Source organism: Roseovarius litorisediminis (genome assembly GCF_900172295.1).
Classification (GTDB): Bacteria; Pseudomonadota; Alphaproteobacteria; order Rhodobacterales; family Rhodobacteraceae; genus Roseovarius; species Roseovarius litorisediminis.
Window position 1 is genome coordinate 379,251 of record NZ_FWFL01000001.1, and the last position, 21,590, is coordinate 400,840.

The window sequence follows — 21,590 nt, forward strand, 5'->3', positions numbered from 1 at the left end:
AGCGCTTAATAAAGTGAGAACAAATAGGCAACAAAGATGCTTGAAAGGAAACGCCTGATGCTTGGCCAGATCAAAACCGCTGCAATACGGTCCCGCGATACGCTGCTTGTCGATGCAATTGGTGCGGCGGCCCTGATGGTAACACTGGTTGCCGGGCTCTATCTTCCGGGTCTTGTCTGATAGAAAGGTTTCTGCCTGCGACGTTCTGTGCCCGAGCGTGACCGCATCTCTGTCCCCTTAGTTATGATGCGACACGACTGACACTGCCTGTCCCGATGTCCTCGGGGGTTCGCCTCGTTCCCCTCCGAAGCGCTTAGGGTGCCACAGAACCCGCTTTACCTGACCGCCGCCGCTGTCCCCAGCGTGCGGCGGCTTTTTTGTAAGAATTATACCAGGAAAACGAGAGCCGGAGGATGAGATTTGCCAACGATTGATCCGCGTCAATCTGTTTTGCGTTTTGTGCCTTAGCGTGTCTCATATCAGTTAAGGGAGGGAAATAAATGAAAACCGCTGTTTTGTTTCTTGCCGTTGCCATGGGCCTTGTTGCGAACAATGCAAGGTCTGCGGAAAAAACCTTTGGCGAATATGAGTATATGAATGCCTGCGCGCAATGCCATGGACCAGAAGGCAAAGGCAATGGGCCAATGGCCGGCTTTTTGTCAGGGTCACTGCCGGATCTGACTTTGCTTCAAAAGAATAACGGCGGTGTGTTTCCGGTGACCCGGGTCTATGAGGTCATTGACGGCGAAGGCTCGATGGGGCCGCATGGAACGCGGGAAATGCCAGCCTGGGGTAATCGATTTCGTCGTCGAGCGGGTGATCAGATGTCGTTTGATTTAGCCGTAAACCCAGAGTCCTTTGTGCGGGTTCGTATTCTGGCTTTGATAGAACACCTCGCAAGCATTCAGGAAGATTGATTGCGAGGGCGTAGCCGGTCTGGTGGGGGTTACTCAGTTTTTGAGGGTCGGTGGATCCAGACCGGTATTACAAAACACACGCAGGCAATCAGAAACGCCAGACTGGCAATCACACCAATGATGTCGCCAGCCTTCCACGTGCCCCACGTAAAAAACACCGCTGAGACGGTAAAAAGGATCCAGCCGGTGAAGTTGAAGGTCCATACGGTGCGGGGTGACATGGTTTACCTCAGGTATTTCAGGCGCAGGAACTGGTGGTTTTGGCTTGTTCCAGCGCTTCAACCGCGGCCTCAAGCGTCAGCAAGATAGAAGCATGGCGATTCTTATAATCGCTTGCCGGGCGCAGCACCTCAAGCCCGTCAAAAGGGGCAGGTGGCGTTGGTCCGTCATTTTTGAGCATTTCTTTCAGAGCATCCCGCGCCTGTGTGACCTGTGCGGCGTCACAGCCAATGATATTGGCGCCAACCACGCTGGCGGCGGCCTGACCCAAAGCACAAGCTTTGACCTCGGCGGCGTAATTCGAAATCCGGCCATCCACGCAGTTGATATCAACCGTCACGGTCGAGCCACACAAAGGCGCGCGGCGTTTAACGGTGGCGTCGGGCGCAGCAAGGCGTCCGTGATGTGGAATGTCTGCCGCCAGCGCCAGGATACGGGCCGAGTATAGTTTGATCAGGTCTGTTTCGCCGCTCATGGCTTTCCCTTTCAGTGCTGACCTCATAAATAGAGGCGTAACTGTCAGATGCAAAAGGTTTTCCGCAATGGGATTCGATCCACTCACACTAAAGTATGATGTCAACGGGTTGATTCCGGCAATTGCGCAGGATGAAGACAGTGGTGAAGTGCTGATGATGGCGTGGATGAATGCCAATGCAGTCCTGCGTACTTTACAAAGCGGGCGTGTGACCTATTGGAGCCGGTCACGACAAGCATTCTGGGTGAAGGGTGAAACCTCGGGCCATGTTCAGGAATTGGTGGATTTCCGGGTGGATTGCGACCGCGATTGCCTTTTGCTGCGGGTGCGCCAGACCGGACCGGCCTGTCATACCAACCGGCGCAGTTGTTTTTACACGGCGCTGCGCGACGGGGGCGAAGTAGAGATCCTGACGCCTGAGACGGGTTAAACCAGACCAACCATTTTTCGGATATCCTGAGGGCTGGCCCCTTCGGCGCGGTATTTCGAAATGGCCCGGGCATCATCACGTTTGGCCAGCCGCTTACCCTGATCGTCACGGATCAGCCTGTGGTGGTGATAGGTGGGCGTTGGCAATCCCAGCAGTCGTTGCAGGACAACGTGAATTTTTGTGGCCTCAAACAGGTCCTGACCGCGCACGACGTGGGTGATGCCCTGTGCTGCGTCGTCAAGAACAACGGACAGGTGATAAGACCCCGGAAAATCGCGACGCGACAGGACTACATCGCCGATTTCTTTTTCAAGACCGTCGCGACTCATTGTGATATCGCCGGTTTCCCCATCCGTTCCGGCACCGGTTTCGTCAAATCCGATATGCCAATCTGTTGCGCCGGGTCCGGTGACGTGGTGATCACAGGAAATCGCGGCCGCAAGTGACATGTTGAGACGAAGGGCAACACCCTCAGGTCGAGGACCGTCGCCGTAAGGCTTGATCACCCGGTTCCGGCAGGTGCCCGGATAAATCAACCCGTCGGGGCCAAGCAGGGCCGCTCCTTCCTGAGGGGCGGCCGCCGCGGCGGCGATATCACGGCGGGTGCAGTGGCAGGGGTAAATGAGTTCGCGTTGCCAAAGACTGTCAAGGGCTGACCGATAAGCGCCCAGCCGGTCGGACTGGCGCATCGGGGCCCCTTCCCAGTGGACGCTAAGCCAGTTGAGATCATCAAGAAGTTGAATTTCCCATTTAGGGTGGCAACGGGTTTGGTCGATATCCTCGATCCGAAGCAGAAACCTGCCACCTGCTGCCATGGCCATATCGTAAGCCAGCAACGCCGAATAGGCGTGACCAAGGTGCAGCGGTCCGGTTGGAGATGGCGCAAATCTGGTGGTTAAAGTCAATTTCTTTCAACGATATAAACGTTGGACTTCAACCCTTGCTTGGGCAGGTGGGGGCCATATTTCTTTTCCAGCAGACAGGCGGCCCCGCAATCCAGCCAATTGTTCAGCACACCTTCAAATCCCGGATCGGCCAGGGCGTGATCGTTGAGGCTGAAAACCAACAGATCACCCTTGCCCAAGGCTTGCATCAGTACGTCAAGCGTACTGGCTGGTGCCGCGCCGGTGCCGATTACGCCAATCGCGGCAATCGCGCGATAGCTGCCGCGCGGAATTGGGTTTTTGTCGGACACATCAAGCTGAATCAGTGTGCGATAGATATCTTTGGCTTTGGCCTCTTCCAGCATCTGCGGACTGGGATCCATACCGTCAATCACTGTGAATCCGGCCAGTTTCAACGCAAGACCAGAGAGCCCGGTGCCACATCCAAAATCAAGAATCGGGGTTTGCGGCCGTGGCAGGCGGGCAAAAAGCGCTTCCGCCGCACGGCCCGGGGTGGCGTAGCCGTTTGCACCTATTTCTTGGTCATAGCTTGCGGCCCATTGATCATAAAGCGCGTTGGTGTCTTCCTGCGTGCTTAGATTATAGGCCTTGTCCAGAAATGTATCTTCCATGGAAAAAGGAAATCACACTGTTTGCGTTGCGTCCAGTACAGATTGTTCCAGCCAGGTTTTCCAGGCCTCCTTGGCCCGGTCGGTATAGGCCTTGTAACGATCTTTGCGGCCCCGCCGCCCCCCTTTGAGGCCGTCAACCGGGCGGAAAAGGCCGAAGTTGACATTCATCGGCTGAAACGTCTTTGCCTCTGCGCCGCCAGTGATGTGATGGATAAGCGCGCCCATCGCGCTGTCTTGCGGTGGGGGCGCCAGCGGCTGCCCCAGGATTTCAGCGGCAGCCATGCGACCGGCCAAAAGACCCATAGCGGAGGACTCGACATAGCCTTCTACCCCGGTGATCTGCCCAGCAAAACGAATGTTCGGGCGTGATCGAAGGCGCATCTGATTGTCCAGAAGGGTGGGCGAATTCAGGAAAGTGTTGCGGTGAATGCCGCCCAGACGGGCGAACTGGGCATTTTCCAGCCCGGGGATCATACGGAGAACCTCGGTTTGTGCTCCGTATTTCATTTTAGTCTGGAATCCCACAATGTTATACAGTGTTCCTAATGCATTATCACGGCGCAGCTGAACCACGGCATAGGGTTTTTCATCGGGGCGGTGCGGATTGGTCAGACCGACGGGTTTCATCGGTCCAAAGCGCAGGGTTTCACGACCGCGTTCAGCCATCACCTCGATTGGCAGGCATCCATCGAAATATCCGGCGGTTTCACCTTCGTGAAACTGGGTCTTATCAGCGACGAGAAGCGCGTCAATAAAGGCCTCGTACTGGTCGCGGTCCATGGGGCAGTTAAGGTAAGCCGTGCGTTCAGCCTCGGTTTCGCCTTTGTCATAGCGTGACTGCATCCAGGCCTGCGACATGTCTATGCTGTCAAAATAGACGATCGGCGCAATGGCATCGAAAAACGCCAGCGCATCGCTGCCTGTTTCGGCGGCGATGGCCTGACCAAGGCCCGCCGAGGTCAACGGCCCGGTGGCAAAAATCCAATGACCACCCTCGGGCAGGGCGGTGATTTCGTTGTATTCGATATGCACCCGGGGATGATCCCTGAGAGCGGCAGTGACTGCAGCCGCAAAGGGATCGCGGTCCACCGCCAATGCACCGCCAGCAGGCAGGCGGTGACGGTCGGCAGTCTGCATGATCAAGCCGTTTGCAGCGCGCATTTCCCAATGCAGCAGGCCAACGGCGTTTTGTTCGCTGTCGTCCGAACGAAAGGAATTCGAACAGACCATTTCGGCCAGATCGCCCGTGCGGTGGGCGAAGGTTTTCACCTTGGGCCGCATTTCGTGAATCACGACAGCCACGCCCATATTTGCCGCTTGCCAGGCCGCCTCGGATCCGGCCATGCCGCCACCGACGATGTGTAATGTCTTGGTCATGTGGCGCGATGTAGGGCATTACCGCTGATTTGGAAAGGGCCTGATCAAACGCCGACAGCTCGACGTATGGTCAATGCGGAATGTGAATTCTGGGGAAGAACGAGTGGGTCACCGTTTGTCATCAGGTCGGCCAGAGAGAGGCTGGCTTGGAGGGACCGAGTGGCGGTGGTGACCCACACTCGCATACTTTAACGCAACTGCATCACGCCGTTGATTTATGTATAAACCGGGGAATGTGGCAAGAAAATGGCAAATGTGGAAAAAATGTGACCCGGATTCGGAAACACTGAAAAAATCCCGTAAAAATGCCGCAGTGATCAAGGCAAGCTGCTGTTTTCAGGGGATGTTCGTAGAGTTGGCAAGGGCGAAAAAGGAGTGCTTATTCAAAGATGTTTCGAAAGGTCTTGGGACCGCCGTCGCCAACTCTGGGTTCAAGATGGCAAAAACGTGACCTTGTTACCAAGCCCCGGTTTGGAAAATATTTGTCGCATTTCACGAAACATTCTGAGTAAGCGCTTGATAAAGCGTGACTTGCTGAATGAACTTCGCGGTTAGGTTGTGCGGCTATGACGAAAGACAGGGATTGGTGTGTTTCTTTGGACGCAACAATTCTTGCTGGAAATGATAACTACACACCAAATGAAAACAATCCGATGCTCAGGACTGATCCCATTCGGGTGGGCGTTTTTCCAGAAATGCGCTGATGCCTTCGGCCGTGTCGCGGTAAAGCATGTTTTCGACCATGGCGGCACCAGTATAGGCGTAGGCCTGATCCAGCGGCATTTCGAGTTGATTGTAAAACGCCTGTTTGCCGATCTTGACCGCTGCTCCCAGCTTTGACGCGACGGTCTGTGCAAGCTCCATCGTAGCGTTTTCCAGGTCGTCATGCGGAACCACACGGTTGATCAGCCCAAGTTCCAGCGCGCGGTCTGCTTCGATGAATTTACCCGTTGTCAGCATCTCAAACGCCTGTTTGCGCGGAATATTACGCGACAGGGCCACCATCGGGGTCGAGCAGAACAGGCCGATATTTACACCATTGACGCCAAACCGCGTGCCTTCGGCGGCAACGGCCATATCGCAGGACGCCACCAACTGGCAGCCTGCGGCAGTGGCAATGCCATGCGCCTGTGCGATCACGGGTTGCGGCAGGTTGCGAATGGCTGTCATCATCTTTGAACAACGGGAAAAGAGATCGGCGAAATACGCCTTCCCGCCATCCTCGGCCTGTCGACCGGCGGTCATTTCTTTCAGATCGTGACCGGCGCAAAAGGCTTTGCCTTTGCCCGCGAGAATCACCGCACGGATCTGGGGCTGGTTTGAAATTGCGTCGAATTCAGCCTGAAGGGCGGCCAACATGGCATCACTGAGTGCATTAAGTTTTTCAGGCGCGTTCAGGGTCAGCCGGGCAATGGCGTCGGAATCTGTTCGGTCTAGAATTGCCATCTTGTGTCTCCTGCTGGGTTGTGGCCATTCTTATCGTCGAACAAGCTGCGAGGGAAGCATGGGATTGCAGATGAACACTGATGAGCTGATGGTTTTTCTGGACCGTGAGTTTCCTCAGGTAACGGGCGATTTTGCCATCGAGGACCTGGGTGAAATGCGGATCCGCACCCGCCTTAAGGTAGGTGAGCGTCATTTGCGACCAGGTGGTACGGTTTCCGGTCCGTCGATCTTTGCGCTGGCGGACGTGTCTGTCTACCTTGCTGTTCTGGCAATGATCGGACCGCAGGGGTTGGCGGTGACCACTAACTGCAGCATCGATTTCATGCGTAAACCAGCAGCCGGCGTTGATCTGATCGCCGAGTGCCGGCTGCTGAAACTTGGCCGAGTTCTTGCTGTAGGCGAGGTGCTGATCTTTTCCGAGGGCGGTGAGTCACCGGTGGCGCGTGCCAGCTTGACCTATTCGATTCCGCCAAGGTAAAGGCCAAAAAAATGGGCCGGAGGCATGCTCCGACCCAAGGGCCAATCTGGCGGTCGGGGATGGTTAACGCCAGAAGGGGCGGGCGGCCTCCGTATCAGCCGCGTCGCGTTCGATGCCGATGTCACGCAATTGCCTGTCATCCAGGCCAGCAAGCTGTCGACGTGTTCTTTGCTTCATGTCCCATTCGGTCAGCGTCACGGCAAGCCAGATGGCACAGCGCGCCACCAAGGGAGGTTGGTAAAGGTCAAGTTTGCTGAGGCTATCAGACAGGTTAATCGTGCGCATTGCAGGCATGGGAACCTCCATTTTGTATTGACACAAGTTAAATTTACTTGCAGGTATACTGATACAAAATGCTATGTGTACCGTCCAGAGAAAGATTGTAATGGATACAATTTGGCAGCCTGACCTATCGAAAACCGGACGCTCCAAATATTTGGCGTTGGCCGATGCTTTGCGGAAAGGCATTGCGGATAAAACTCTGATGCCGGGGCAGAAATTACCGCCGGTGCGGGACCTGGCCTATCGGGTTGGTGTCACGCCAGGTACAGCAGCGCGGGCGTATTCCATATTGATCAGTGAAGGCCGCTTGGTTGCAGGGGTGGGGCGAGGCACCTATGTAGCCGACGAAAAACCAAAGCGCGCAAAACCAGCCGACTGGCCGGAAAGGGTTTATCTTCGCAGCCCGGTTTTGCCTGACGCCGGTCAGGTTGAGATAACGCGAGACGCGATGCACAGGGTGGCTGATCGCGGGGATGTTGTCGACTTGACCGATTATCCAAACCGTGAAGGAAATCAGGAATTGCGCAGTACATTGCGGCGCTTATTGGCTGATCTGCCAGTTGGAAACTTTGATGTGGATGACATTGTACTGACACACGGGGCGCAAAGTGCAATCATAGCTGTTCTGCAGACGGTATTGCGGGGGCCTGATCCGGTGGTGTTGATCGAGGCACAAGCCTATCCCGGATTTCGACGTGCGGCCGACCTGTGCCGGGCCCGGGTGATCACAATCGACTGTGACGAAGACGGACCAATAGTTCATCAGATCGAATCTGCGGCGCGTGAATTTGGCGCGCAGGTTTTCCTGACCTCCTCTGAGGTGAACAATCCTACACTACGCCGCACCACGCCGGAGCGCCGGTATCAGATTGCCCGTGTCGCGCGTCGCTATGGCATGAATATCGTCGATGATGACTGTTACAAGGTGACGCCCGCCAGCGCCGAAAGCTATCGTGCACTGCTGCCTGATCTGGGCTGGTATGTTTCCTCGCTGTCGAAATCGTTCAGCCCGGCCTTGCGGGTTGGTTGGGCGATTGCCCCCAGTGGACAGGCCAGTGACCTGGCGCGCACAGTGGCGTTTAGTTGTTTCGGACTGTCGAGGATCCTGACCGATACGACCCTAGAGATTCTGAATGACAAACGTTTGGACAGCACGCTAAGCGAGACCCGGGCAACAATAGCCAGCAAAGTGCGTCAGGCCGTTAATCATCTGGGTGGTCATGACGTGAAGTGGCATGAGGATGTGCCATTCCTGTGGATTTCATTGCCCAGGGGCTGGCGCGCCAGTCGGTTTGTCCGTGTGGCCGAGGCGCAGGGGGTGATCCTGAAATCATCGGAAGAGTTCGTTGCACGGGATGCGCGCGCTCCTCACTGCGTTAGACTGGCCGTCAATTCGCAGATTGCCGCGGAATGTTTTGAAAATGCTGTCGACAAGGTACGGACCATTCTGGACAATCCACAAGAGGAAATTGGCGTCTGAAGGTGGGGTAATATAATACCCAAATAATAAGCTAATGATTTAATTAGATTATTTAACGCCAAACGTCATTGACGTGACATCCGTTCTCTATATAACCCGCCCATCAAACCCGGACAGGCGCATGCGTCGGTCCTGACACGTCAAGATATAGGGTTATACCTGAAATGAAAACTTTCTCTGCGACTCCGGCAGATATCGACAAGAAATGGATTCTGATCGACGCTGAAGGCGTTGTTCTGGGCCGTCTTGCGTCGATCATCGCCATGCGCTTGCGTGGCAAGCACAAGGCTAGCTTTACCCCGAACATGGACATGGGTGACAACGTGATCGTCATCAATGCCGAAAAGGTTCAGCTGACTGGCAACAAACGCGCCAAGCCGAACTATTGGCACACCGGCCACCCCGGCGGGATCAAATCGCGCACCACCGGTGAAATTCTGGAAGGCAAGCACCCCGAGCGCGTTGTTATGCAGGCGGTCAAACGCATGCTGCCCGGCAACACTCTGGCCCGGACCCAGATGACAAATCTGCGCGTTTACGCTGGCGCCGAGCACCCCCACGAGGCCCAGAGCCCCGTTGTGCTGGATGTCAAATCCATGAATCCCAAAAATACGCGGGTGGCTTACTGATGACTGAAGAAATCAAATCCCTCGAAGGTCTGGAAGCGGTTGCCGAAGGCGTAACCGCCGATGCCGCTACTGAAACTCTTGTCCGCCACGAGCAGGTTCGCGACGAACTGGGCCGTTCCTATGCCACAGGCAAACGTAAAGATGCGGTTGCCCGCGTCTGGATCAAACCCGGTTCGGGTAAAGTGGTGGTCAATGGTCGCGAGATGAAGGCCTATTTTGCACGCCCCGTGTTGCAGATGATCCTGGCACAGCCCTTCAGCGTTGCCGGTGTCGTCGGTGAGTTTGATGTGAATGCCACCGTAAAAGGCGGTGGCCTGTCAGGTCAGGCCGGTGCAGTAAAGCACGGTATCTCGAAGGCCCTGCAGCTTTATGATCCCAGCCTTCGTGGCGCGCTAAAAGCCGCAGGTTTCCTGACCCGCGACAGCCGTGTGGTTGAACGTAAAAAATACGGCAAGGCCAAAGCGCGCAAGAGCTTCCAGTTCTCCAAGCGTTAAGCCAATTACATATCTTTCGGAAAAGGCCGCCAGCAAGGGCGGCCTTTTTCGTTGCGCGGGACTGGGTTCCAGCGTTTCGCGACAAAGCTAGATCATGGGTTTTTCACGAAACGCCCATACCCTAATGATCGAAGAAACTTGTGCGTCAGATTTATTTCGAAACGCTTAAGTCAGGCCAGTTTTCCAATGCGGTCAAGGGCCGCTTTCAGTTCTTCTGCGTCCATCCTCTCGATCGGCAGTTTGAGCAGTGCGGTTGCCCGCCTGTTGAGGACGTCATAGGCCGTGCTAAAGGCGTTATCCCAGAGGGCCTCGGGTGCGGTAGCCGGGTCTTCGACCTCCCAGTGGGCACGGATGGGGGCACCAGGCCAGATCGGGCAGGTCTCGGCAGCAGCAGAACCGCAGACGGTGATAACTATATCCATGTGGGGCGCGTCGGGCCCTTCAAATTCATCCCAGCTTTTGGACCGTGCATTCGATGTGTCGTAACCCATTTCATCCAACAGGGTCAGCGATTGGGGATGAACTTTGCCGGCGGGTTGCGACCCGGCGGAATAGGCACGTACGCGGCCCATGCCTGCGGTATTGAAGATGGCTTCAAGCAGGATTGAGCGGGCGGAATTTCCAGTGCAAAGAACAAGAATATTCATGCTGTTCTATAACTACATCTGTATGACACTGATGTGACGGAAGATCAGAACCAGCTTTTCACGCCGCGTGCCGCCCCCGAAATATCGCGCCCGGCACCTTCGACAGTGCCACAACCGACAAGGATTGTGATCAGGCCCAAAGCAATCAGTTTCTTCATGAGTCCAGCCTTTCGGTTAACGTTGCCTGTTTATTCTTCTGCCTCATACCACCATACCTCGGGTAGGAATCCGATGCCATCACCGTAGATAGGCAGACGATCGGCAGGGTACTTTAATTCCTTCACATGGGCAATCCTGCCCACAGCATACTGATGGATCGGGATGACGTAGCGGCCGGTTGTCAGCACCCGGTCAAGCGCGCGGCTGGCGGCTATGAAATCCTCGCGCGTTTCGGATTTGAGCATGGCGTCGATCATGGCTTCAGCCGCCGGGGATTTCATTCCCATCAGGTTACGGCTGCCCGGTTGATCGGCGGCTTCAGACCCCCAGTAGAACTTTTGTTCGTTGCCCGGACTAAGCGAAATCGAGCGGCGCATGAAGGTCAGGTCGAAATCAAAGTTCCGCTCACGCTCGGCATATTGCGCCTTGTCGACGGACGTCACAGTGAGGGTGATCCCAAGACGCTCCAACGCGCGCGCATAGATATCCATGATCGCCGTGGCCTGCTGAATAAGCCCGTCCTGTTGCAACAGGACCTCTAGCTGGAGCGGTTGGCCACTGGCATTTTTGAGTACACCCTCTTGAACGGTCCAACCAGCCTTTTGGAGAAGTTTCATGGCCGTGCGGATGTTGCTGCGGTTGCGTTTGGTGCCGTCGCTTTTAGGCAAGGCATAGCCCTTGAGCGCGCCTGGAAGCAGCTGATTTGCGAAGGGTTTCAATAACTCTTGTACCCGGCCCGTCGCAGCGCCGTTTTTCATACCCAGTTCTGAATTCGAGAAATACGAGGTGATGCGTGGTTGGCGTCCGCCGGTCAGGGTGTCATTGATGAACTCGAAATTAAAGGCATGGATCAGCGCATCGCGTACCCGCCAATCCTCCAGCGGTGCGCGGCGCGTGTTCATCACAAACCCTGTCATACCCGAAGGTTGTTGATGGGGAATTTCCGATTTCACGATCTCACCCCGCTGAACAGCCGGAAAATCATATTGGGTTTCCCAGCGTTCGGCATTGAATTCGCGGACATAGCTGATCGCCTTGCCTTTGAAGGCCTCTTTCAGAACGGTGTTGTCGCCATAGAATTCGATGCGTATTTCATCAAAGTTATTGGTTCCACGGCGCAAAGGCAGATCGTTTCCCCAGTAATCGGGGTTACGACGCAGCACGACGCTGCGGCCCAACTCAAAATTGTCGACCACGTAGGGGGCGGTGCCAACAGGGATATCCTCGATGCTGCTTTCGGCGAAATCGCGGCCTTCCCATTGCGACTTTTTAAGGATCGGACGCAAACCGGCGATCAGCGCAAGTTCACGGTCTTCTTCGTTGAAGGTTAACCTGACCGAGCGGGGGCCGGTGGCGGTAATGCTGGCTATCTTTTTGTGAAACCCGCGATAGCGCAGATGCCCTTTCGTACCCAATGTGTTGTAGGACCAGATCACATCCTCGACCGTGACCGGGCTGCCATCCGAGAATCGGGCCTGCGCGCGGAGGGTAAATTCAACCCATTCCCGATTCGGTCCCACCTCGACCGATTCGGCCAGAAGGCCGTAAAGAGTAAACGGTTCGTCCCATGATCGCCCCATAAGTGACTCGTATGAAAGGAATCTAAGTTGCCAGGGCGGCTCGCCTTTCAGGATGAAGGGATTAAGCGAATCATAGCCGCCGACATTGCCGGTAACCACCCGGCCACCCTTGGGGGCGTCGGGGTTGGCGTAAGGGAGGGACACAAAATCAGGTGGTAGGGCGGGTTGCCCATACATAGCTATGCCATGCATCTTGTCCGCAAGGGCTGATTGAGTGGAAAAAATCACTGTCGTCGTCACGATTGCCGCCCTGAATGCGCGGAAAAATTCTGATCTCATTTTGACAACAATCCCTGACGTCGCTTGTTTATATGTGGCCGACCGTAAAGCCGGTTTTAAGCCTTATCAAACTTTTAGCTTGGAGGAAGGCGTCGGATTGCTTATAAAGGCATCACTGCTCGATAGGTTTCTTGCCTGTATGAAACCTGCCTCAATAACTTAACGCCCGCTTCGTGCGGGCGTTTTTTTTATCCCGAAACCGTGATCTTCTAAGACGTGCAATTTGCAAAGGCAGCTTCTATGCTGCACCTGCAAATCAAGGGAGATTTACTATGAGCGTTGCAGGTAAGACCGCGGTCATCACCGGGTCAAATTCGGGTATCGGTTTGGGTATTGCGAAAGAGATGGCAAAGGCGGGAGTCAATGTGGTGCTGAACTCCTTTACTGATTCGGAAGAAGATCATGCGCTGGCCGAGGAAATTGGCAGAAAGCATGGCGTGACCGCACGCTACATTCAGGCCGACATGTCAAAAGCGGACCAATGTCGCGCATTGATTGAAAAGGCCGGAACCTGCGACATTCTTGTAAACAACGCAGGAATTCAGCACGTTGCGCCGATAGACGAATTTCCGGTTGAGAAATGGGATGCGATTGTCGCGATCAACCTGTCATCAGCGTTTCATACCACTGCCGCGGCCCTGCCAGTGATGCGCAAGGCCAGATGGGGCAGGGTGGTCAATATCGCCTCGGCGCACGGGTTGACGGCCTCTCCCTATAAATCGGCCTATGTTGCCGCCAAACACGGGATCGTCGGCATGACCAAGGTTGTGGCACTGGAAACAGCACAAGAGCCGATCACCGCCAATGCCATCTGCCCCGGTTATGTGCTGACTCCGCTTGTCGAGGCCCAGATTCCCGACACCATGAAGAAATACGACATGGACCGCGACGAGGTAATCAAGAAGGTCATGCTGGAACGGCAACCGTCCAAAGAGTTCGCGACCGTTGAACAGTTGGGCGGAACCGCCCTGTTCCTGTGTTCAGACGCGGCGGCCCAAATCACAGGAACCACAATCAGCGTTGATGGTGGCTGGACCGCGCTATAGGTGATTTGCTCTGCGCCGTTGGTCTGATCAGAAGCGGTGGGGCACGGCCCCCTCCGTTTCAATTTTCAATAAAAAAATCGTCGTGATTGACCTGTAGCCGAAACCCTTCAGGCAACGGGATAAATTTTATTTGGCGATGGCGATCTTGGGCTTTTCGGGGTCTTCCATATTCGGATAGACCAGCCCGGCCGAAATCACCAGTTTCGCCGCTTCTTCGACACTCATGTCGAGTTCAATGATGTCTTCCTTGGGAAGGAAAAGCAAAAAACCTGATGTCGGGTTGGGCGTTGTCGGAAGGAAGATGCTCATCAACTCGCCTCCGGTTTCTGCCCTGCGTGAAATCTCGCCCTTGGCGGTGGTCGAGATAAAGCCAATCGCCCAGATGCCCTTGCGAGGATACTGAATCAGGCAGGCCTTTTCAAAGCTGCGTTCGGACTGGGCAAAAACCGTTTCAGCGATCTGTTTGACGCCGGAATAAATCGACCGGACGACCGGCATCCGCTCAACCAGGGACTCGGCGAACCGTATCAAAGATCGGCCAATCAGCCCCTTGGCGACCCATCCCACGAAGATCGTGAAGAACAGGAAAAATATCACACCTACACCGCGAAGGTTGATGCCAATATATTTCTCGGGATTAAATTTATACGGAACCAGCGGCAGCACAAAGCCATCTACCCAGCCCACAAGCGTCCACATCAGCCAGACGGTCAACCCTACTGGCGCGATAACAACCAGACCAGTCAGAAAACTGGCGCGCAGGCCCGAGAACATACCCGGTTTTTTGGGGTGCGGTGGTTCTTCGTCGAAGGGTGTGTTCATGTTTCAATGCAGACGGTTAGGAACAGTCGGTATGTAAGCAGAAAACCGTCCTGCGACAATGGGGCAAAGTCTGCAGATGCGCTTTTGGATGTTCTCAAGCGCAAATTGGCGGCCAGGGTCAACCTCTGGATGTGAGCGCGGTGTTTATTTCTGCAGCTATAGCAGCTGCGACGCGTGCGTTGTTACAGATCAGCGCAATATTGGCTTTCAACGACCGGCCATGCGTCAACTCGAATATCCGGTTCAACAAGAACGGGGTGACATCTTTGCCGGAGATACCCTGCTGTTGCGCCTCGCGTGCGGCGCGGTAGATCAACGGTTCAAGCTCGGATGCAGGGATCTGATTGTCGTCGGGTATCGGGTTGGCCACCAATTGTCCGCCCTTGAGGCCCAGTTCTGATCGCACCAGATGGGCGCGGGCAATCTGTGCAGCCTCATCCATCCGAAGTGGTGCGCGCAAGCCCGAACTGGCCGACCAGAAGGCCGGAAAATCATCTTGTCCGAAAGCAATAACCGGCACACCAAGGGTTTCAAGAACTTCCAGCGTTTTTGGCAGATCAAGTATCGCCTTGGCCCCGGCGGAAACGACAGTGACTGGGGTTTGTGCCAATTCATGCAGATCAGCCGAAATGTCAAAGCTGTCTTCGGCCCCGCGGTGGACCCCACCGATACCGCCCGTTGCAAAGACCGCAATGTCTGCCTTCGCGGCAGCGATCATCGTCGCGGCAACGGTGGTTGATCCTGTGTTCCCGGTTGCCATGCAGACCGCCAGATCGGCGCGGCTGAGCTTGGCCACGGTTTGCGCCTGTGCAAGTTCTTCAAGTTCACCTTCGGACAACCCTACATGCAGGGTGCCGTCGAGAACCGCAATTGTAGCCGGAACAGCGCCAGCGTCCCGAACGGTTTCTTCGACTTTCCAGGCGGTTTCCAGGTTGTCGGGAAACGGCATGCCATGGGTTACTATCGTGCTTTCAAGCGCAACCAACGGGATGTTATTGCGTTTGGCTTCGGCAACTTCGGGTGAGAATTGAAGCATCGACATAAGACAAGACCTTTCGGAACGGCAGATCGGCTATTTCAGCAACAGTCCTCCGTCCACCACCAGATCGGCGCCGGTTACGTAGGACGCGCCATCCGACAGCAGGAAAACCGCAACTGCGGCCAATTCCTGAGGCGTGCCGATGCGGCCCATGGGAACAAAGCCACCAACATCCCTGATTTTTTCCGGCGTGTCCCACCGTGCCTGAAGCGGGGTTTGTGTCAGACCGGGATAAATAGTGTTCGAGCGGATGTTTTCGCCGGCAAGCTGCATAGCCAGGGAACGGGACAGGGCAGCCACGCCGGCCTTGGCGGTTGAATAGGCATCCTGGGGCAGGGGGTCTCCGCGCAGGCATTGCGTGGATGAAAAATGCACCATCGCCCCGCCCCCCGCGCGCTGCATGTGCGGGACAACGGCGCGGGCGGTGCGGACCATGGATTTGAGGTTGATGTCAAATACGCGGTCCCAGACATCCAGATCCATTTCAAGCAATGAGGCATCCTGCTCAAACCACAGAACACCAGCCACGTTGGCCAGATAGTGGATGCCGCCGAAACGCTTGGCACCGGCCTGAATCGTTTCCTCGACAAAGTCGGTATCGGTCAGATCACCCTGCGCATAGAATCGCTGGTCAGGCGTACCATTCAGGCCGCTTGGCTCAGCTTTGACGTCAATCATCACAACCGATCCACCCGCATCGAGAAGCATGTTTGCGATCTCAAAGCCCATGCCACCGCCCGCGCCGGTAACGACGGCGGTGCGGTTTGAAAAATCATAAGTGATCATTCGCAAGTAACCCTTTCATGTTTGACGACATGATTGGCCATAGTTTAGGCGAATGTCCAAACCGAAATGCAGTGTTAGTCATCACCAGTGGCTTTGGTTTGGTGTAAAAGGCGTAGTTTGTTTTACAGGGTTGCGCTGTCTGGTAGGGGCCGCTATACGCGCGACATTGAAATCCGCAGGCATGGGCGGGCTGATGGGGGAGACATCCCCATTGTGTCCACCGGTTGAAGCATCCGCTTTACACCCCGTGCCAAGGCGAAAACCGGAAAAGGAATACGACGATGGCTCTTCCCGAGTTCACAATGCGTCAGCTGTTGGAAGCTGGCGTTCACTTTGGCCACCAAACGCAGCGTTGGAACCCCCGTATGGGCGAGTTCATCTATGGCTCGCGCAATGGCATCCACATCATGGACCTGACACAGACCGTTCCGATGCTGGACGCTGCATTGAATGCGATCCGTGAAACCGTTGCCAAAAACGGCCGTATCCTGTTCGTTGGCACCAAGCGTCAGGCCGCCGTGCCCGTGGCAGAAGCCGCTGAAAAATGCGCGCAGTACTACATGAACCACCGTTGGCTTGGCGGCACGCTGACCAACTGGCAGACCGTGTCGAAATCGATTCAGCGGCTGAAACAGATTGACGAAGCACTGGAAGGTGGTGCCGAGGGTCTGACAAAGAAAGAGCGTCTTGGTATCGAGCGCGACCAGGCCAAACTGCAAGCCAGCCTTGGCGGTATCCGCGAAATGGGCGGCGTGCCGGATATGCTGTTTGTCATCGACGTGAAAAAAGAAGCGCTGGCCGTGGCCGAAGCCAACAAGCTGGGCATTCCCGTTGTCGGCGTCGTTGACACCAACTGTTCGCCCGATGGCATCGACTATCTTATTCCGGGTAACGACGACGCAGCGCGCGCCATCGCCCTTTATTGCGATCTGGTCAGCCGCGCAGCCCTGGACGGCATGACAGCCCAAATGGGTGCTGCCGGTGTTGATCTGGGCGCGATGGAAGAGGCCCTGGTTGAAGAAGTGGTTGCCGAAGAGGCCCCGGCAGAAGAAGCCGCAGAAAGCTGAACCGCTTTTACCTGACTGATATGAGGCGCGGATACGTCCGCCCTCATCCAATTTGACGAATTTTGAGGAGAGCCAAGATGGCGATCACAGCTGCAATGGTGAAAGAACTGCGCGATTCGACGGGCGCAGGCATGATGGATGCGAAAAAAGCGCTGACCGAAACCGATGGCGACATGGAAGCCGCGGTTGACTGGCTGCGCACCAAGGGCCTGGCGAAAGCGGCCAAGAAATCGGGACGCACAGCTGCCGAAGGTCTGGTGGCCGTAAAGGTTGATGGCGGGCGCGGTGTTGCGGTCGAAATCAACTCGGAAACCGACTTTGTTGCGAAAAACGCCGACTTCCAGTCGATGGTGCGTGATATCGCTGCTGCCGCTATTGGAGCAGCAGATGTTGAGGCACTGGCCGCAACCGATCTGGGTGGCAAAACTGTGGCCGACACGATCACCGCCAAAATCGCCACCATTGGCGAGAACATGTCGCTGCGCCGGATGGCCAGTGTTGAGGGCGACACGGTCGTGGCTTATGTTCACAACGCCGCCGCGGACGGTATGGGAAAAATCGGTGTGCTGGTCGCGTTGAAAGGCGACGAGGCATTTGGCAAACAGATTGCCATGCACATCGCCGCCACCAACCCCGCCGCGCTGAACGAGGCCGAACTGGACCCCGCTGTTGTTGAAAAAGAAAAGCAGGTTCAGATGGATATCGCCCGCGAATCCGGCAAGCCCGAGCAGGTAATCGAAAAGATGATCGTCGGCCGCATGAAGAAATTCATGTCCGAAGTTACCCTGATGGGCCAATCATTCGTGATGAACCCCGACCTGACGGTCGAGGCGGCAGCCAAAGAAGCAGGTGCCGAAATCACCGGTTTTGTGCGCCTTGAAGTGGGCGAAGGCATCGAAGTCGAAAAAGAAGACTTCGCCGCCGAGGTCGCCAAGACGGCGGCAGGCGGCTGAGCCATCACCCTTCCAAGTTCGGGGGCACCTTCTGGTGCCCCTTTTTCGTTTAAGAGCCCAATAAGGAAGACCTTTGGTCTTGCATCAAATCACCGGACCAATGTCCGCACTGAGCCCTCTTTACCCAATAACGTCCCGCAGCATTTCGCATGAGCAGAAATCCAGCCCGTTGGAACGGGCCCATACCGGACCTTCGTGCCGTGTGCGGCTAAGGGCAGTTTTGCGCCTTCTAAAGCAGACACGACGAGACTGAATAACATTCGCCATGTTTTGCAAAACCGCGCAACCAAACTGTACGCGCGGCGATGCAGTGGCGGAACGCGCTGTTATTGGCTCGGCTGCATCCAACCGGTATGACGATCTACGTTCAGTCGCTGCACAAGCGAGCCGTCTTTCGTGACAATGTCGGCGGTGATGGTATCGGTATCCTTTTCCTCGACACTACCCAGTTTCAGATTCGGGTTGTTCATCCAGCGAAGTCTGTGCTCCATCATGTGCCTGACATCGTCGATACCGAGATCCTCTCGCAGTGTTTGCATCATCCCGGGACCGACATTGCCCCGTTGGTTGAAGTCGGGGGTCATCATGTACCCCGGACCCATCATGTACCCCGGACCCATCATGTGGCCCTGACCCATCATATACCCCGGACCCATCATGTGGCCCTGACCCATCATGTAGCCTTGCCCCCAACCGTTTTGCCATCCATTGGTGTGGTTGACATCGTGCGCCAGAGCAGGGCCGGAAAGCGACACAGTCGTTAGACCTGCCACCGCAAGAATTTCAATCAACAACTTCAGCGACATATCATTTATCTCCCTGTATACTGTTTAGCAGACAGAGAAAGAATACCGGATGGCGTCTGCTCCAAGCTGATATAAATCAAAAGTTCTGTCAGATGTTGGTTCGGCGTTTGCTTGCTCTCCGCTTGGGCGGAATACGTCAGTCAATCTCGCCTTTGCGAATGCCAGATATGTCCGGCAACTCAGACGTCCGACACCGGTGCAGCGAGCGGTTCAACGAATTGAACGCCGCTGGCAATCAAAATTCACTGCAACAGCATCAGGCCGCTAAGTCCCGCAAAACGGCCATCCAAGGAATAATTTCGCCGAACGCCCAATCAAAATTTGTCCGGCAGCCCGGCCTTATCAAACGACCTAAAAGATTGCGGTGCCTTTCCCGCCGGTGCTATAAGCCGATCTGGCAATCGGCGATGGCGTCGCCAAAGAGCACTTGCGCTCTTGCCTCGTGACAACTTTCCTGTACGCCGGGACTTTCAATCGGGAGATTGAGGGCCCCGCCTTCTTCTCCGACACATGAGGAGACGCAGGCCATGTCTTGGTCGCCAGAGAAAACAGTCGTCAACAGCTGGAACGAATGGGACCCGCTGAAACATGTCATCGTCGGGCGTGCCGATGATTGCCATATCCCGCCGGAAGAGCCCGCGTTGGATGCCAAGGTGCCCGAGGATAGCGATATGCGCGGCCAGTGGGGCAGGCGGCCCCAGGAGACCATAGATCGCGCCAATGAGCTTTTGGACAATTTCGCCGCGATGCTGAAAAAGCGCGGCATTCGGGTGGACCGACCGACCTGTATTGACCATTCATTGCCTGCCACCACACCGGATTTTCATACCGACAGTCAGTTTGGCTGCATGCCGCCGCGTGATGTGCTGCTGACCGTGGGGCATGAAATGCTTGAGGCGACGATGTCCTATCGATGCCGCTGGTTCGAGTACCTCAATTATCGTCCCTTGATGCAGCAATATTGGGAGGAAGACCCGAATTTCCGCCACGAGGCCGCGCCCAAGCCACGCCTGACGGATGCCGATTATCACCCCGATTACCTGTCGGACAAGATCGGCGTGGAAAAGCGCCTGAAATGGGCCGCCGAGAAATTCTTTGTCACAACCGAAGAAGAGCCACTGTTTGATGCCGCCGATGTGCTGCGCTTTGGTCGTGATCTGGTGGTACAGCACGGGTTCACCACGAATATGAAAGGGATCGAGTGGCTCCGCCGTCATTTTCCCGATCACCGGGTGCATACGGTGAACTTCCCCGGAGACCCTTATCCGATCCATATCGACGCCACGTTCACACCTCTGCGCCCGGGTCTGATTCTGAACAACCCGCAGCGCCGTCTGCCCGATGACCAGCGCAGGATGTTCAACGACAACGGCTGGGAGATCGTGGATGCTGCGCAGCCCGCGCATAACGCGCCGCCACCGCTGTGTTATTCGTCGACCTGGCTTTCGATGAACGTATTGGTACTGGACCCCAAAACTGTCTGCGTCGAAGCCTCAGAAGTTTACCAGATGGAACAGATGGACAAACTGGGTATGGAAGTTGTTCCCGTCGAACTGCGCGATGCTTATGCCTTTGGGGGTGGACTGCACTGCTGCACGGCGGATGTTTTCCGTGAAGGTAACTGCGAGGATTACTTTCCGAAAATGTAAGCGGCTCATAAAAATTTAAGGGAACGCGTGTAGAATCGAACGGTGCTGTCTGTTTAAGACGACACCGTTCTTTTTTAATCGCCCGTCAAATTGGGGATGAAACGGCGATCAGGAAGCGCCGACCGCTGAACCCGAAAAATAGAATCCAGCGGCCGACATCCGGTAGGACCGGCAGATCCGAGAGCCCTGTAATCACAGAGGGTACAGACCTGATGTTCCCGGGCTGTAAAGCCACCACTCACGGAACATCACCAGAATGCAATTTTACGTTACGTCAAGAAAGTATGGGATTCCATACCATCTACTAAAGTATTGATATAAATATATACTTTATTTTTCAATGATGAACATTTGGTTCTGAAAAGCGGCTTTTAAAACCGCTTGAGCCGTTGTTTCGACACTAAGGGCCTCACGGGCGAGTCGCAAATGTTTCTCTACCGTGGCAGGTGTAAGCCCAAGCAACAAGGCGATATCCTGAATAGTCTTGCCGTCACCGACCCATTCCAGAACCTCTCGTTGCCGTTTTGTCAAAGAACGACCGGGGGCCGTGTAGGGCAGGGACAAAATTCGCAGGTGGGTTATGTTGTTCAGCGCGAGAATATCCTCACCATGTTTCGACCAGATTGCGTCAACGTCGTTCTGGCTAAGACCTTTTCGTGCGGTTAACGCAATTGCCCCCTTGGTTCTGGGCGAGACAGATTGAAAACTGATCGAGTAGCCGGCGACGACATCATGGGATTGGTTGAACTCAAAAACTTTCTGTTCTTGCGAAGTAAGCGTGCCAGAAAGGATCATTTTACCCAGTACCGACCAGGAGCACGCCCCATCATGTTCCAGCGCCCAACGCACCATTGGTGCATGAAAATAGAGACCTTCACCAATAAACTCGTCCGTATAGTCGCTGCTGTGATTGGTCAGCAGGACAAAATCATCGGGATCTCCCAGTGACGTTGCCGTACGATACCGGGTGTAGCCATACATCAACCTGTCAAAACCGAATTCCGACATCTGGCG

General features: G+C 55.3%; 25 protein-coding genes. 11 read left to right on the forward strand and 14 right to left on the reverse strand.

Features of this window, described 5'->3' with window-relative positions; all coding sequences use genetic code 11:
* Positions 1 to 36: 36 nt before the first annotated feature.
* Both PEL8287_RS19905 and PEL8287_RS01780 read left to right on the forward strand, forming a co-directional pair.
* On the forward strand, positions 37 to 180 hold the full coding sequence (locus tag PEL8287_RS19905) for a hypothetical protein (RefSeq protein ID WP_176228516.1): 144 nt from the start codon (positions 37 to 39) through the stop codon (positions 178 to 180).
* Between the two features lie 320 nt (positions 181 to 500).
* Positions 501 to 917 carry a c-type cytochrome gene (locus PEL8287_RS01780; RefSeq protein WP_085890631.1) on the forward strand — a complete coding sequence of 139 codons (417 nt, stop codon included), beginning with the start codon at positions 501 to 503 and terminating at the stop codon, positions 915 to 917.
* Between the two features lie 238 nt (positions 918 to 1,155).
* On the opposite strand, the gene PEL8287_RS01790 is transcribed toward PEL8287_RS01780, so the two are convergent.
* On the reverse strand, positions 1,156 to 1,611 hold the full coding sequence (locus tag PEL8287_RS01790; RefSeq protein WP_085890633.1) for an iron-sulfur cluster assembly scaffold protein: 456 nt from the start codon (positions 1,609 to 1,611) through the stop codon (positions 1,156 to 1,158).
* Between the two features lie 67 nt (positions 1,612 to 1,678).
* Between PEL8287_RS01790 and hisI the strand changes: the two genes are divergently transcribed.
* On the forward strand, positions 1,679 to 2,041 hold the full coding sequence (hisI, locus tag PEL8287_RS01795) for a phosphoribosyl-AMP cyclohydrolase (RefSeq protein ID WP_085890634.1): 363 nt from the start codon (positions 1,679 to 1,681) through the stop codon (positions 2,039 to 2,041).
* Here hisI and gluQRS read toward each other — a convergent pair.
* The 4 genes from gluQRS to PEL8287_RS01820 all read right to left on the reverse strand — a co-directional run bounded on the left by gluQRS (position 2,038) and on the right by PEL8287_RS01820 (position 6,380).
* Complete coding sequence (gene gluQRS / locus PEL8287_RS01800) at positions 2,038 to 2,946, reverse strand: tRNA glutamyl-Q(34) synthetase GluQRS (protein WP_085890635.1); 909 nt, start codon at positions 2,944 to 2,946, stop codon at positions 2,038 to 2,040. The genes hisI and gluQRS overlap by 4 nt on opposite strands.
* On the reverse strand, positions 2,943 to 3,557 hold the full coding sequence (locus PEL8287_RS01805; RefSeq protein WP_085890636.1) for a class I SAM-dependent DNA methyltransferase: 615 nt from the start codon (positions 3,555 to 3,557) through the stop codon (positions 2,943 to 2,945). The genes gluQRS and PEL8287_RS01805 overlap by 4 nt, the downstream gene beginning before the upstream one ends.
* Before the next feature lie 12 nt (positions 3,558 to 3,569).
* Positions 3,570 to 4,934 carry a methylenetetrahydrofolate--tRNA-(uracil(54)-C(5))-methyltransferase (FADH(2)-oxidizing) TrmFO gene (gene trmFO / locus PEL8287_RS01810; RefSeq protein WP_085890637.1) on the reverse strand — a complete coding sequence of 455 codons (1,365 nt, stop codon included), beginning with the start codon at positions 4,932 to 4,934 and terminating at the stop codon, positions 3,570 to 3,572.
* A gap of 657 nt (positions 4,935 to 5,591) precedes the next feature.
* Entirely contained in the window at positions 5,592 to 6,380 is a 789-nt protein-coding gene (locus PEL8287_RS01820) for an enoyl-CoA hydratase (RefSeq protein WP_085890639.1), read from the reverse strand.
* Positions 6,381 to 6,438: 58 nt separating this feature from the next.
* On the opposite strand from PEL8287_RS01820, the gene PEL8287_RS01825 reads away from it, so the two are divergent.
* A complete protein-coding gene (locus PEL8287_RS01825) occupies positions 6,439 to 6,858 on the forward strand; it encodes a PaaI family thioesterase (RefSeq protein ID WP_085890640.1) in 420 nt (139 codons plus the stop codon).
* A gap of 63 nt (positions 6,859 to 6,921) precedes the next feature.
* On the opposite strand, the gene PEL8287_RS01830 is transcribed toward PEL8287_RS01825, so the two are convergent.
* Entirely contained in the window at positions 6,922 to 7,152 is a 231-nt protein-coding gene (locus tag PEL8287_RS01830) for a DUF1127 domain-containing protein (RefSeq protein ID WP_235862111.1), read from the reverse strand.
* A 91-nt stretch (positions 7,153 to 7,243) separates the two neighbouring features.
* Here PEL8287_RS01830 and PEL8287_RS01835 point away from each other — a divergent pair, with 91 nt between their 5' ends.
* From PEL8287_RS01835 to rpsI, 3 genes are all read left to right on the forward strand, one after another.
* On the forward strand, positions 7,244 to 8,620 hold the full coding sequence (locus PEL8287_RS01835) for an aminotransferase-like domain-containing protein (protein WP_139837664.1): 1,377 nt from the start codon (positions 7,244 to 7,246) through the stop codon (positions 8,618 to 8,620).
* Between the two features lie 164 nt (positions 8,621 to 8,784).
* The gene (gene rplM / locus PEL8287_RS01840; RefSeq protein ID WP_085890642.1) at positions 8,785 to 9,249 is read left to right on the forward strand and encodes a 50S ribosomal protein L13; all 465 of its coding nucleotides are present in this window, start codon (positions 8,785 to 8,787) and stop codon (positions 9,247 to 9,249) included.
* Complete coding sequence (gene rpsI / locus PEL8287_RS01845; protein WP_085890643.1) at positions 9,249 to 9,743, forward strand: 30S ribosomal protein S9; 495 nt, start codon at positions 9,249 to 9,251, stop codon at positions 9,741 to 9,743. Before rplM ends, rpsI begins: the two co-directional genes overlap by 1 nt.
* A gap of 170 nt (positions 9,744 to 9,913) precedes the next feature.
* On the opposite strand, the gene PEL8287_RS01850 is transcribed toward rpsI, so the two are convergent.
* Genes PEL8287_RS01850 through PEL8287_RS01860 form a run of 3 tightly spaced genes read right to left on the reverse strand, consistent with a single transcriptional unit; the run spans position 9,914 to position 12,408 of the window.
* Positions 9,914 to 10,390, reverse strand: coding sequence for an arsenate reductase ArsC (locus tag PEL8287_RS01850; RefSeq protein ID WP_085890644.1), 477 nt, complete (start codon positions 10,388 to 10,390; stop codon positions 9,914 to 9,916).
* A 44-nt stretch (positions 10,391 to 10,434) separates the two neighbouring features.
* Entirely contained in the window at positions 10,435 to 10,548 is a 114-nt protein-coding gene (locus PEL8287_RS01855; RefSeq protein ID WP_139837665.1) for an entericidin EcnA/B family protein, read from the reverse strand.
* A 30-nt stretch (positions 10,549 to 10,578) separates the two neighbouring features.
* Positions 10,579 to 12,408 (reverse strand): extracellular solute-binding protein, encoded by a 1,830-nt coding sequence (locus PEL8287_RS01860; RefSeq protein ID WP_085890645.1) that lies wholly within the window; start codon positions 12,406 to 12,408, stop codon positions 10,579 to 10,581.
* A gap of 272 nt (positions 12,409 to 12,680) precedes the next feature.
* Between PEL8287_RS01860 and PEL8287_RS01865 the strand changes: the two genes are divergently transcribed.
* The gene (locus tag PEL8287_RS01865) at positions 12,681 to 13,454 is read left to right on the forward strand and encodes a 3-hydroxybutyrate dehydrogenase (protein WP_085890646.1); all 774 of its coding nucleotides are present in this window, start codon (positions 12,681 to 12,683) and stop codon (positions 13,452 to 13,454) included.
* 126 nt (positions 13,455 to 13,580) lie between these two features.
* Here PEL8287_RS01865 and PEL8287_RS01870 read toward each other — a convergent pair whose 3' ends face one another.
* The 3 genes from PEL8287_RS01870 to PEL8287_RS01880 form a co-directional block, all read right to left on the reverse strand.
* On the reverse strand, positions 13,581 to 14,276 hold the full coding sequence (locus PEL8287_RS01870; RefSeq protein WP_085890647.1) for a DUF502 domain-containing protein: 696 nt from the start codon (positions 14,274 to 14,276) through the stop codon (positions 13,581 to 13,583).
* Between the two features lie 118 nt (positions 14,277 to 14,394).
* Positions 14,395 to 15,318 (reverse strand): pseudouridine-5'-phosphate glycosidase, encoded by a 924-nt coding sequence (locus tag PEL8287_RS01875; RefSeq protein WP_085890648.1) that lies wholly within the window; start codon positions 15,316 to 15,318, stop codon positions 14,395 to 14,397.
* A gap of 30 nt (positions 15,319 to 15,348) precedes the next feature.
* Positions 15,349 to 16,101 carry an SDR family NAD(P)-dependent oxidoreductase gene (locus PEL8287_RS01880; RefSeq protein ID WP_085890649.1) on the reverse strand — a complete coding sequence of 251 codons (753 nt, stop codon included), beginning with the start codon at positions 16,099 to 16,101 and terminating at the stop codon, positions 15,349 to 15,351.
* Positions 16,102 to 16,382: 281 nt separating this feature from the next.
* On the opposite strand from PEL8287_RS01880, the gene rpsB reads away from it, so the two are divergent.
* Together rpsB and tsf are read left to right on the forward strand one after the other, a co-directional pair.
* A complete protein-coding gene (rpsB, locus tag PEL8287_RS01885; protein WP_085890650.1) occupies positions 16,383 to 17,168 on the forward strand; it encodes a 30S ribosomal protein S2 in 786 nt (261 codons plus the stop codon).
* Between the two features lie 77 nt (positions 17,169 to 17,245).
* Positions 17,246 to 18,121: a translation elongation factor Ts gene (tsf, locus tag PEL8287_RS01890; RefSeq protein ID WP_085890651.1), complete on the forward strand. Its 876-nt coding sequence runs from the start codon at positions 17,246 to 17,248 to the stop codon at positions 18,119 to 18,121.
* Positions 18,122 to 18,447: 326 nt separating this feature from the next.
* Here tsf and PEL8287_RS01895 read toward each other — a convergent pair whose 3' ends face one another.
* Complete coding sequence (locus PEL8287_RS01895) at positions 18,448 to 18,927, reverse strand: hypothetical protein (protein ID WP_085890652.1); 480 nt, start codon at positions 18,925 to 18,927, stop codon at positions 18,448 to 18,450.
* Positions 18,928 to 19,454: 527 nt separating this feature from the next.
* On the opposite strand from PEL8287_RS01895, the gene PEL8287_RS01900 reads away from it, so the two are divergent.
* On the forward strand, positions 19,455 to 20,576 hold the full coding sequence (locus PEL8287_RS01900) for a serine/threonine protein kinase (RefSeq protein ID WP_085890653.1): 1,122 nt from the start codon (positions 19,455 to 19,457) through the stop codon (positions 20,574 to 20,576).
* A gap of 330 nt (positions 20,577 to 20,906) precedes the next feature.
* Here PEL8287_RS01900 and PEL8287_RS01905 read toward each other — a convergent pair whose 3' ends face one another.
* On the reverse strand, positions 20,907 to 21,584 hold the full coding sequence (locus PEL8287_RS01905) for a helix-turn-helix transcriptional regulator (protein WP_370737910.1): 678 nt from the start codon (positions 21,582 to 21,584) through the stop codon (positions 20,907 to 20,909).
* Positions 21,585 to 21,590 lie beyond the last annotated feature (6 nt).